We start from the raw sequence: 12,167 nt of genomic DNA, 5'->3' as shown, positions 1-12,167 counted from the left end.
TCGGTTATATCTAAAAACTTTGATTGGCCACAAAATCCACGAAACGACACGAAAGGTTTGCGTCGGCGCCGCCGGCGCAAACGCTAACAAGGGCTTGTCAGCGGCGCCAAAAGCCTCATTTCGAAGCCCTTTAGTTTCGTGCTCTTTTGTGCTTTCCGGGCCAATGCGTTCTTGGGGCCTATCGATTTTCCCGTGTCATTCGGCGCTTACAACGCTGACTGCTTGTCCCGCTCCAGCAGCGGCGCCAGGTAGCGGCCGGTATGGCTAAGCGGGTTGGCCGCCACTTGTTCCGGCGTGCCGCTGGCGATGATCTGGCCGCCGCCGGCGCCGCCTTCCGGCCCCAGATCGATCAGCCAGTCCGCAGTCTTCACCACGTCCAGATTGTGTTCGATCACCACCACCGTATTGCCGCTCTCGCGCAGGCGGTGCAGCACCTGCAACAGCAGGTCGATGTCGTGGAAGTGCAGGCCGGTGGTCGGCTCGTCCAGAATATACAGCGTTCGGCCGGTGTCGCGCTTGGAGAGTTCCAGGCCCAGCTTGACGCGCTGCGCTTCGCCGCCGGACAGCGTGGTGGCGCTCTGGCCCAGGCGGATGTAACCCAGGCCCACGTCCATCAAGGTTTTGAGCTTGCGCGCCACCGGCGGCACCACGGCGAAGAACTCCAGCGCCTGCTCCACCGTCATTTCCAGCACTTCCTGGATGCTCTTGCCCTTGTACTGCACTTCCAGCGTCTCGCGGTTGTAGCGCTTGCCGTGGCAGACATCGCAAGGCACGTAGATGTCCGGCAGGAAGTGCATCTCCACCTTGATCACGCCGTCGCCCTGGCAGGCCTCGCAGCGGCCGCCCTTGACGTTGAAGGAGAAGCGCCCCGGGCCGTAGCCGCGCTCGCGCGCCAGCGGCACGCCGGAGAACAGCTCGCGTATCGGCGTGAACAGGCCGGTGTAGGTGGCCGGATTGGAGCGCGGCGTGCGGCCGATCGGGCTTTGATCGACGTTGATCACCTTGTCCAGCTGGTCCAGGCCCTTGATCTCGCGATACGGCGACGGCTCCTCGCTGGCGCCGTTCAAATCGCGCGCGGCGATCTTGTACAGCGTGTCATTGATCAGCGTGGACTTGCCGGAGCCGGACACCCCGGTGATGCACACCAGGCCGCCCAGCGGCAGGTTCAGCGTCACGTCCTTCAGGTTGTTGCCGCTGGCGCCGATCAGCTGCAGCATGCGCTCTTCGGAGAGTTCGCGGCGGCCGCCTGGCAGCGCGATCTTGCGGCGGCCGGACAGGAAGGCGCCGGTGACGGAGTGCTCGCACGCCGCCACCTCGGCCGGCGTGCCGGACACCAGGACTTCGCCGCCGTGCTCGCCGGCGCCGGGGCCCATGTCCACCAGATAATCGGCCTCGCGGATGGCGTCTTCGTCGTGCTCCACCACGATCACGCTATTGCCCAGATCGCGCAGGCGCTTCAGCGTGCCCAGCAGGCGGTCGTTGTCGCGCTGATGCAGGCCGATGGACGGCTCGTCCAGCACATACATCACGCCGGTCAGGCCGGAGCCGATCTGGCTGGCCAGCCGGATGCGCTGCGCCTCGCCGCCGGACAGGGTATCCGCGGAGCGGGACAGGTTCAGGTAGTCCAGACCCACGTTGTTGAGGAAGGACACCCGCTCGCGGATTTCCTTGACGATTTTTTCCGCCACCGCCTGCTTCTGGCCGGTGAATTCCAGCGTCTCAAAGAAATCGGCCGTTTCTTTCAGCGGCAGTTGGTTGATTTCGTGCAGGGTGCGCTTGCCGATGAACACGTGGCGCGCCTCCAGCCGCAGCCGGGAGCCGCTGCAATGCGGGCAGGCCTGGTTGTTTTGATACTTGGCCAGCTCCTCGCGCACCGCCATGGAGTCGGTTTCGCGGTAGCGGCGCTCCAGGTTCGGGATGATGCCTTCAAACGGATGGGCGCGGCTGAACTTGGTGCCCTTCTCCGACATATAGCTGAATTCGATGCTGTCGCGGCCGGACCCGTGCAGCACCACGTGCTTGACCTTCTCCGGCAAGTCGTCGAAGGCCAGGTCGTTGACCGAGAAACCATAGTGCTCGCCCAGCGCCAGCAGCATCTGATAGTAGAACTGGTTGCGCTTGTCCCAGCCCTTGATCGCGCCGGAAGCGAGGGAAAGCTCCGGGTGCGCCACCACGCGCTTGGGGTCGAAGAAGGTGATTTCGCCCAGGCCGTCGCACTTGGGGCAGGCGCCCATCGGGTTGTTGAACGAGAACAGCCGCGGCTCCAGCTCGGGCAGGCTGTAGCTGCACACCGGACAGGCGAACTTGGCGGAAAACCAGTGCTCCTTGGCGCTATCCATTTCCACGGCGATGGCGCGGCCCTCGGCGTGGCGCAGCGCGGTCTCGAAGCTCTCGGCCAGCCGCTGCTGCATGTCGGCGCGCACTTTCAGCCGGTCTATCACCACCTCGACGGTGTGCTTCTTGTTCTTGTCCAGCTTGGGCACCGCGTCCAGCTCGTACACCTCGCCGTCCACCCGCACGCGGACGAAGCCCTGCGCGCGCAGGTCGTCGAACAGATCAAGATTCTCGCCCTTGCGGCCCACGATCACCGGCGCCAGGATCATGACCCGCGTTTCCTCCGGCAGCGCCAGCACGTGGTCCACCATCTGGCTGACGGTCTGGCTGGACAGCGGCACCCCATGCTCCGGGCAATGCGGGTCGCCCACGCGGGCGAATAAGAGCCGCAGGTAGTCGTGGATTTCCGTGACGGTGCCGACGGTGGAGCGCGGATTGTGGCTGGTGGCTTTTTGCTCGATGGAGATGGCCGGGCTCAGCCCCTCTATCAGGTCCACGTCCGGCTTTTCCATCAATTGCAAGAACTGGCGCGCGTAAGCCGACAGGCTCTCCACGTAGCGGCGCTGCCCCTCGGCGTACAAGGTATCGAAGGCCAGCGAGGACTTGCCGGAGCCGGACAAGCCGGTGATCACGATCAACTGGTTGCGCGGCAAATCCAGGTTGACGTTTTTCAGATTGTGGGTGCGGGCGCCACGGATGCGTATGCTGTCCATAAAAAGCTGTAACTCACCGTCGGTCAGGGAACCTGTTAATATACCCGACTTGGCCGGGCTGGCTCCACTCGTCCGTGCAATGTCCAATGTAAACGCGTCATCCATTTGCCCGGCGCGGTCGTTAACTTCAGCATGTCGAAAAATCCGAAAACCCACCGCATGAATGCCACCGAACTGCGCGCCAGCCTGGGGCTGGCTGGTATCTACGCCCTGCGCATGCTGGGCATGTTCCTAATCCTTCCCGTGTTCGCGATCTACGCCAAGACCCTGCAAGGCGCGGACAACCACACCCTGATCGGCATCGCCCTGGGCAGCTACGGCCTGACACAGGCCATATTGCAGCTGCCGCTGGGCATGCTGTCCGACCGCATAGGCCGCAAGAAAGTGATCTACGGCGGCCTGCTCCTGTTCGCCATCGGCAGCTTCGTCGCCGCCGGCGCACATGACATCGCCACGTTGACCGTTGGCCGCGTGATCCAGGGCGCCGGCGCCATTTCCGCCGCCATCACCGCCCTGCTGGCCGACCTGACGCGCGAGGAGAACCGTACCAAGGCCATGGCGATGATAGGCATGTCCATCGGCACCACCTTCGCCGTCAGCCTGGTCGTCGGTCCCATCCTGGCCAAATACATAGGCGTCAACGGCATCTTCGCCCTCACCGGCTTCCTGTCGCTGGCGGCATTGCTGGGCGTGTGGCTGATCATCCCGGACCCCGCGCAATCGCGCTTCCACTCTGATACCGAGGCCAACGCCAAGCGCCTGCCGTCCGTTCTGAAAAACGGCCAGCTGCTGCGCCTCAATTACGGCATCTTCGCGCTGCATGCGGCACAGATGGCTATGTTCGTCACCATTCCGTTCGCGCTGATCAAGACCGCCCACCTGGACAAATCCCAGCACTGGGAGGTGTATCTGCCGGTGACGGTGATAGGCTTCTTCCTGATGGTGCCGGCCATCATCTACGGCGAGAAAAAGGCCAAACTGAAGCAAGTGTTCGTCGGCGCCATCGCGCTGATGACCGCCGCCCAGCTGGGCATGGCGCTGGCGCTGGACAGCTTCTGGCTGATCGCGGCCTGGCTGACGCTGTATTTCATCGCCTTCAACATCCTGGAAGCCACCCTGCCCTCGCTGATCTCCAAGATCGCCCCGGCGGACGCCAAGGGCACCGCCATAGGCGTGTACAACACCTCGCAGTCCTTTGGCCTGTTCCTGGGCGCGGCGGCCGGCGGCTGGCTGTACACCCACTTCGGCCCGGCCGGCGTGTTTGGCTTCACCACCGTGCTGATGCTGTCCTGGCTGATCTGGTCGCTGAGCATGCAGCCGCCCAAGGCCGTGCGTTCGGTGATGTTCCACATCGGCGAAGCCTGGAGCGGCGACGCGGACGCGTTGTCGAACGAGCTGGCCGGCGTGGCCGGCGTGCATGAGGCCGTCGTGGTGCTGGCCGACCGTGTGGCCTACCTGAAGGTTTCCCAGCAACAATGGGACGAGACGGAAGTGCAGCGGCTGATAGACGCCACGTTCTGATCCCCTCCCGCATCACGCGACAAGGGCGGCCCCGCACTCACGCGGGGCCGCCCTTGCGCTTTGGCAAAGACGCTTATTTCTGCGCCGGCTCCGCCACGTAGATTTCCACGCGACGGTTCATCGCGCGGCCGGATGCCGTGCCATTGTCCGCCACCGGCTCGCGCGAGCCGCGGCCGTCTATGCCGATGCGGTTGATGTCGACGCCGCGCGAGACCAGATAGCTTTGCGTCGCCCTGGCGCGATTGACGGACAGCGGGTTGTTGATCGCGTCGCTGCCGGTGTTGTCGGTATGGCCGATGATGTTGACCGAAGTCACCGGGTTTTGCTGCAAGGTGGTGGCCAGCTTGTCCAATACCGGCTTCAGGCTGGGACGCAGCGCGTAGCTGTTGGTGGCGAACGAGGCGTCGCTGGGGATGTTGATCTTCAGCCGGTTGTCGGCAGTCTGGCTCACGCCGATGCCGGTGCCACGCGTGGCCTGCTCCATCGCCTCCTTCTGCTTTTGCATGTGCTGCGACCACAGATAGCCGCCGCCCGCGCCAAGCAAGCCGCCAATGGCCGCGCCGGTGGCCGCGCTGCGGCCGGTGTGGCCGCCCGCCGTCAGGGCGCCTATCGCCGCGCCCAAGCCGGCGCCGATGGCCGCGCCGCCGCCCACGCCTTTTTGCGTATCGCTCATATTGGCGCAACCGGAAAGGCCGGCCAAGCTAGCCGCGACCAGCGCGGCAACCACTGCATTCTTATTCATGCTTCATCCTTTCAAACAGACTCAGACAGACCAGCCAGGCGCCCATCGGTTCACCCCGGCATGCGTCTCACACCCAGAATATCCAGATTGCCGCCGCCCCGCCTGCGCGGCAAACCACAATCCAGCCCGCCGCTACCAAAGCCGGCGCGTTTGCCGTGTATAATAGCGCCCATTCGTTCGGCCCGCGTCCGCCCCGCCCTGCGGAGCCGGATCTGGCCTTTCGGCGCGCCGCCTCCCTAAGCCGCGCGCCGGCTTGGCTACCATCGCCACAAGCCCTGGCGCCGCCGCCATGGCCCCGCGCCGGGTCGCCCACGCGACGCAGGCCCAGCAGTTTGAACTTATCCGGAGAATTGAATGAACAGCATCACCTTTGACGGCCGCCTGGCCGCCGACGCCGAACTGCGCTACACCCCGAGCGGCGAACCCGTCCTGTCGTTCCGCGTGGCCAGCGACATCGGCTTCGGCGAACGCAAAACCACCAACTGGTTCAGCTGCCAGGTATGGGGCAAGCGCGGTGAATCGCTGAAAAACTACCTGGCCAAAGGCCAACAAGTGACCGTGTATGGCCAACTGACCCTGCGCGAATGGCAGGACAAGGACGGCAACAAGCGCGTCTCCCCGGACGTGCGCGTCAACGAACTGAGCCTGCAAGGCGGCCGCAGCGAAATGGGCGCCTCCTCCGGCGGCGGCATGAGTGGCGGCATGGACGACGGTTACGGCTACAGCGCCCCGGCCCCGCGCCAGGAAGCCCCGGCCGCCCCGCGCCGCCAGGAGCCGAAAGCCGCTCCGCGCATGGACGACATGGACGACGACATTCCGTTTTGATCCACTGTATTGTCTTGCACAGACAAAAGCCCGCGTCTCTTAATGAGCGCGGGCTTTTTCATTGCTGGCGGACTGGGTTGTCAGCGATTCTAACGGATGGTTGGACCAGATCTAGAGCAATGGGCAAATCATAGTGAGATCCTGCGACCACTCTTCTACCATGGCCGTCGTTCAGCATGTCTTGAACAATGACCCGTTTACACAGAATTTCAGACAGTCCACTCACCTCAGTTTTACCTATCAGTTGACTACTGCTAAAGTATTGCTTACTCAATTTAGATAGTTAATTCTCTACGCATCCCCCGTAGGGTCGACACTTCAGCTAAGGTCTTCTTCCAAGATGCAAGCCTACATCCGATGAAGACGTGTTGGTGTGTTTACTTGCTAGAAAATTTTAAGGTAGATGCATCCAAATCCAGGGCAATCGCACCTTCACGTCATAAAGGCGACATGCCCAGCAACTCAGCCAAGGCCTCATCATCCCAGCCGGCACGCTTGCGTCGCACCCGCATGCTTTTCTTGGCCTGATACGGCGAACTACGCAGCAGGTTGAGCGCGAATTTCAGCAGCAGCGCAAAATTCTGCGGTCCATGATCTTCGCGCAATGGGCAGTTATCTTCCCGAAAAATCACATCCAGACACCAATGCAGGCCGTTTTCGATCGCCCAATGACGGCGCACCGCCTGCGCCAGCTCTTCCGCGCTCAACGCGCGCGACGACAAATAATAGCGCTGCTCCAGCGCCGATTGTCCGCGACCATCCAGCCGCACCGAATCCACGCGACCCACTGTTTGGCAGCCGGGCCAGGCCTGAGCGTCGACAATGCCGTCCGCCCGGGCTGTCACCACATGTTGCAACACCGTGCGGCCATGCCCTTTTTGCGCGCTGGCCACTCGCTCGGTGGGATGGTCATGCAGCGCGCACGCTACGGCCTGACGTAGCTTGGGCTGGTTCTCCTTCACCGCCAGCAAATAGTCCGCTTTACGCGCCACGATGGTCTTGGCAACCTCTTTCTGGCAGCCCATCGCATCCAGGCTGACCAGACAGCCCTCCACATCCAGTGCGGCCAGCAACGCCGGAATCGCAGTGATTTCATTGCTTTTGTCGGCGACTTTCTCCTGCCCCAGCGCCAAGCCCAGTTCGGTGGCGAAGGCGCTGACCATGTGCACCGGGCTGTGCGCGCCGCGAGCGGTGCCGCGCAGGCATTTGCCATCGATGGCGATCTGCTGGAACGAGCCCAGCAGTCCTTGCGTCCAGCTGCGGAAGGCGTTCTCGAACTGCTTGGGATCCAGCAGTCGGAACACGCGGTTGACGGTATCGTGAGAAGGAATGCCATTCTTCAACGGCAGGAAGCGCCGCAGCCAAGCTTCCTTAACCTCAGCCCACTCGACCGCCTCCACAAAGCTCTCCGCCCCCGCGAAGATGGCGCACACGGCAATCACCAGAATTTCGTCCAGCGGATGGGCGATGTAGCGCCCGGTCCTCGGCTCGGGCACCTCGGCCAAATGTTCCATCAACGTTCCCATCCCGCACCGGTAAAACCTGGGAGTTCACCTCAAGTCTGGGTGGGTTGGCAAGTCTGTTTGCTTATGACAAGAAGGTGCGATTGCCCTGATCCAAATCCGACCCACCACTCAACGAACTCACCAAGTATGTACCTTCTACGAGTGTGTACTAATGCGAAATGGTAAGGCATTGAATCTGCAAGCACAATGCACTTGACTCTCCGAAGTTAGTGATAAGCCTGCAGTTCAATGGCTAATTCAATGATTAATAATTTGTAAATTTTATTGTCAAGGAAATGGTCATGCGTATCAAAGAACAACTCGTAGATATATTTAAATCCAGAGCGGCAGGGCCTTTCCTATTTGTCGGCTCTGGCTTCTCTCGTCGATATCTTGGTTTGGAAGATTGGGCTGGATTACTTGGCCGCTATTGTGTCATGGGGAAGCCATTCGAATATTATAAAGCAGCGGCCGATGGAAATTTCCCAGCGGCCGCTGGTCTTTTGGCTTCAGACTTCAATGAGCATTGGTGGAGTAGTGCAGATTACAAACAGAGCGTTGAACGATACAAAGCCAAGGTCGCAGATAAAACATCAGCACTCCGTATTGAGATATGCAACTACTTATTTACTCTGGACCAGAGCAAGGCAAAAAATTCCCCATATAGCCATGAGGTTGAACTTTTATCTGCCCTCAATGTAGATGGCGTAATTACAACAAACTGGGATACGTTTATTGAGCAAATCTTTCCTGACTACAAAAAATATATCGGGCAGAATGAGTTACTTTTTTCCAACCCACAGGAAATAGGAGAAATTTACAAAATCCATGGCTGCTCTAGCAACCCAGCCTCCCTTGTATTGACAGGTGACGACTATGAGGAATTCAACAAAAGAAATGCTTATCTTGCAGCAAAACTAATTACCATTTTCGTTGAACACCCAATCGTATTCTTGGGCTACTCCCTTTCCGATGAAAATATTACAGGCCTTCTAAAAGCCATATCGCAGTGCATCGGACGGGAAAATATAGAGCAACTTAGGAAAAATTTAATATTTGTTCAGCGCCAAAACACTGGTGAGGCACCAGGAATTTCCGATACGTATCTTACAATTGATGGTGTTCAAATACCGATGGTGCTCGTCAAGTCAAATGACTTTGTACCAGTTTATGAGGCTCTTGCCTCAACGAAAAGGAAAATACCTGCGCGGGTTCTTAGATATTGTAAAGAACAGCTTTACGAACTGGTGCAATCAGCAGAGCCTGAGAAAAAAATTTGCGTCGTTGATATCGATGCAATTGAAAACAAAGAAGATATTGAGTTTTTGGTTGGCGTAGGTGTGGTATCGGCGCCAGACAGCAATTCCATCTCAGATGTGGGGTATGCTGGAATTGAAACAATCCATCTGATTCAAGACTTATTACATAATACAGGATGCTACTCTGCTCAACAAGTAGTTGATCAAGCTTTGACAAGGGCTGGAAGACACACAAAAAATATCCCCGTATTCAAATACCTTCGTGAAATCGGCATAACAAGCCAAGATCAGTATGAGGCTAGCGACCTCAAATTGGACAAGTGGGTAAAGCGGGATCTGAAAGATTTCCGGCTTCGTCAATACGCTGGCGCTTTTAGTAAATACAGGCATGGATCGATGAAGAATGTTATTGATGAATGCACACCAGAGAATGCATCTGCTTACATTCCGTTCTTTTCTAAAGAAAAAATAGATCTGGACTTGCTGCTGGAATTTCTCGTGAAAAATGAGGATAAATTGAATTATGAAAATTCCAACTATGCGAGCAATTTTAGAAAGCTTGCAGCCATTTATGACAAGCTAAAATATGGTTGGTAGTACAACGATAAATTTGATAGCCATTGCCGACATAATACGTGAAACTTTATCAACACCATACCCACTACCTCATATCAGCCCACCAAATAAAAAACCGGCCTCTACATAAAGAGAGCCGGCCCAGGGAGTACGCCGGGGGAAATATCGTTTTAAGCTGTCACGCTCAGCGGACCACCGTTTCCACCGCCCAGGCGTTGTTTTTCACCGTGGATAGCGTGACCGGCGCTTTCAACAGATTGCCGTTGGGCGCGAAGGCGAAGTCCGCGGTGACGCCGCTATAGCGGATGGCGGCCAGCTTGGGCAGATATTTGGCCGGCTCCACCGATCCGGCCTGCTTCATGGCCGCGGCCACCAGCATCACGCCGTCGTAGAACTGCGGCCCCAGCAGCACCACGTCTTGATGGAAGCGTGCCTTGTAGCGGCGCTCGAACTCTTTGCCCGCCGGACGGGCGCCCAGCACGCCGCCGGCCACCGCCGAGTAATGGCCGGCCGCGTCCGCGCCGGCCAGCTGGATGAAGGTGGGGGTGCTGAGCATGTCCCCGCCCATCAGCTTGGCCTTGAGTCCCAGCCGTTTCATTTGCCTGACCATTGGCGCGGCCTGGGCGTCGGCGCCGCCGTAGAACACCACGTCCGGATTGACGGCCTTCAGCGAGGTGAGGATGGCGGTGAAGTCGGTGGCTTTGTCGGTGGTGAATTCGCGGCGCGCCACCTTGCCGCCGTTGGCGGCCACTGCCTTGACGAATTCGTCGGCGATGCCCTGGCCGTAGGCGGTGCGGTCGTCGATGGCGACGATGGTCTTGGCCTTCAGCGTTTTGACGGCGAACTGCCCCAGCGCGCCGCCTATCTGGCTGTCGCTGCCCACCAGGCGGAAGGTGGTTTTGTAGCCTTGCTGGGTATAAGCCGGGTTGGTGGCGACAGACAATTGCGGGATGCCAGCTTCTGAGTAAATGCGCGAAGCCGGGATGGATACGCCGGAGTTGAAATGGCCGATGACGGCCTTGACGCCAGCGTCCACCAGCCGCTGCGCCGCCTGGGTGCCGATGCGCGGGTCGGCCTGGTCGTCCTCGGACACCAGTTCGAACTGGATCTTCTGCCCGCCCACCACCAGGCCCTTGGCGTTGACATCGTCCACCGCCATCTTGGCGGCGTTTTCATTGTCCTTGCCATAGTGGGCCTGCGGGCCAGACAACGGCGAGGCGAAGCCTATCTTGACCACGGTATCGGCATGGGCCGCCGCCATGGCGAACGGCGCCATCATGCCGCCCAATGCCGCCACCCAGTTCATTTGCGCAAACAGTTTGTTCCAAGCCATGAGATGTCTCCTTGTTGCTGCATTGACCAGGGCAAACCACCCGGCCCGCCCTGCTACCGCTCCCCCGCCGCGGCCGGTCTCTGCCGGCCTGAGGCCGGGTCAAAAACGAGATAGCCGATACGGCCGCATATCCAGCGCCGGCACCCGCCCCTGCAACATGTCGCGCAGCAGCGCGCCGGTGGTGGCCGCCAGCGTCAGGCCCAGATGGCCGTGGCCGGTGGCGAACCACAGCCCCGGCTGCGGCGCCGGGCCGATGATGGGCAGGGTATCCGGCAGCGACGGGCGGTTGCCCATCCACACCGTCATGTCTTCGGTGGAGAAATCGCCGACGATGCGCCTGGCCTTGTCCAGCAGGATGTGGGCGCGGCGCCAATCCGGCGGCGCGTCGCGATGCGCCAGCTCCACCGTGCCGGCCAGGCGCAAGCCGCCGTTGGCCATGGGCAGGATGACGAAGCTCTCGCTGGCGCACTGGATGAAGTGGTGCAGCGCCACGCCGGCCTTGGGCAGGTTGACGTGATAGCCGCGCTCGCTCTCCAACGGCACGCGGTATTGATGTTGTTTGACGAAGCGGTCGCTCCACACGCCGCAGGCGATCACCACCGCGTCGGCGCGCAGGCGGCCGCTGCCCGTCGTTTCCACGCCGGCCACGCGGCCGGCTTCCGTCGTCGTGGCCAGCGCCTCGTCCCGCACAAAGCAGCCGCCCTCGCGGAGAAAGGCGTCGAACAGGCCGCGGCTGAAGACATAGGGGTCGTCCACATGGGACCACGCCGGTACCTTAACCGCGTAGCGCCATTGCTCGCCCAAGCCCGCCTCTTCTCCCACCAGCGCCTCGCGGTCCAGCGCCTGCCATTGCACGCCATGGCGGCGCTTGGCGTCCCAGGCCGGCGCGGCGGCGTCGAACTCCTCCCGGCTGCGATACAGCGTCAGGCTGCCGTGCCGCCGCCACAGATGGCCAAGGCCGGCTTGGGCGATCAGCCCGGCGTAGTCGTCGTTGACCCGCCCCAGCAGCGCGGCCAGCGCCTGCGTCAGCTCAGCCACGCGGCGCGGCCGGCTGGCGGCCAGAAAGCGCAGCAGCCAGGGGGCCAGCGTGGGCAGGTAGCGCCAGCGCAGGGCCAGCGGCCCCAGCGGGTCCAGCATCCAGCCGGGCACCTTGCGCAGCACGCCCGGCTCGGCCAGCGGAATCACGTCGCTGACGGCGAAAGCGCCGGCATTGCCATAGCTGGTTTCCATCGCCGGCTCGCCGCGGTCCAGCAGCGTCACTTCGAAACCGGCCAGACGCAGCTGCAAGGCGGCGGCGATGCCAACCACGCCGGCGCCCACCACGATGACGGCCGCGCCGGGCGCAAGAGCGCGCGCCAT

The 12,167-nt window shown here is 60.8% G+C and carries 8 protein-coding genes; 3 read left to right on the top strand and 5 right to left on the bottom strand.

Annotation, left to right across the window (positions count from 1 at the left end; translation table 11 throughout):
• Window positions 1–206 precede the first annotated feature (206 nt).
• A complete protein-coding gene (gene uvrA / locus FYK34_RS04625; protein ID WP_149295274.1) occupies window positions 207–3,047 on the bottom strand; it encodes an excinuclease ABC subunit UvrA in 2,841 nt (946 codons plus the stop codon).
• A 159-nt stretch (window positions 3,048–3,206) separates the two neighbouring features.
• Between uvrA and FYK34_RS04620 the strand changes: the two genes are divergently transcribed.
• Window positions 3,207–4,568, top strand: a complete 1,362-nt coding sequence (locus FYK34_RS04620; protein WP_149295273.1) for an MFS transporter — start codon at window positions 3,207–3,209, stop codon at window positions 4,566–4,568.
• A 73-nt stretch (window positions 4,569–4,641) separates the two neighbouring features.
• Here the strand turns inward: FYK34_RS04620 and FYK34_RS04615 are convergent, their stop codons facing one another.
• On the bottom strand, window positions 4,642–5,310 hold the full coding sequence (locus tag FYK34_RS04615; RefSeq protein ID WP_149295272.1) for an OmpA family protein: 669 nt from the start codon (window positions 5,308–5,310) through the stop codon (window positions 4,642–4,644).
• Between the two features lie 354 nt (window positions 5,311–5,664).
• Here FYK34_RS04615 and FYK34_RS04610 point away from each other — a divergent pair, with 354 nt between their 5' ends.
• On the top strand, window positions 5,665–6,135 hold the full coding sequence (locus FYK34_RS04610) for a single-stranded DNA-binding protein (protein ID WP_149295271.1): 471 nt from the start codon (window positions 5,665–5,667) through the stop codon (window positions 6,133–6,135).
• A gap of 437 nt (window positions 6,136–6,572) precedes the next feature.
• On the opposite strand, the gene FYK34_RS04605 is transcribed toward FYK34_RS04610, so the two are convergent.
• Window positions 6,573–7,649, bottom strand: a complete 1,077-nt coding sequence (locus tag FYK34_RS04605) for an ISAs1 family transposase (protein WP_149294873.1) — start codon at window positions 7,647–7,649, stop codon at window positions 6,573–6,575.
• A gap of 293 nt (window positions 7,650–7,942) precedes the next feature.
• Between FYK34_RS04605 and FYK34_RS04600 the strand changes: the two genes are divergently transcribed.
• Window positions 7,943–9,496 (top strand): SIR2 family protein, encoded by a 1,554-nt coding sequence (locus tag FYK34_RS04600; protein WP_149295270.1) that lies wholly within the window; start codon window positions 7,943–7,945, stop codon window positions 9,494–9,496.
• A 163-nt stretch (window positions 9,497–9,659) separates the two neighbouring features.
• On the opposite strand, the gene FYK34_RS04595 is transcribed toward FYK34_RS04600, so the two are convergent.
• Both FYK34_RS04595 and FYK34_RS04590 read right to left on the bottom strand, forming a co-directional pair.
• Window positions 9,660–10,808: a branched-chain amino acid ABC transporter substrate-binding protein gene (locus FYK34_RS04595; RefSeq protein ID WP_149295269.1), complete on the bottom strand. Its 1,149-nt coding sequence runs from the start codon at window positions 10,806–10,808 to the stop codon at window positions 9,660–9,662.
• A gap of 99 nt (window positions 10,809–10,907) precedes the next feature.
• Window positions 10,908–12,167, bottom strand: a complete 1,260-nt coding sequence (locus FYK34_RS04590; RefSeq protein WP_149295268.1) for an NAD(P)/FAD-dependent oxidoreductase — start codon at window positions 12,165–12,167, stop codon at window positions 10,908–10,910.

This window comes from Chromobacterium paludis (assembly GCF_008275125.1).
GTDB lineage: Bacteria > Pseudomonadota > Gammaproteobacteria > Burkholderiales > Chromobacteriaceae > Chromobacterium > Chromobacterium paludis.
Note: the sequence above shows the minus strand (reverse complement) of the source record. Positions and strands in the feature narration are given on the sequence as shown.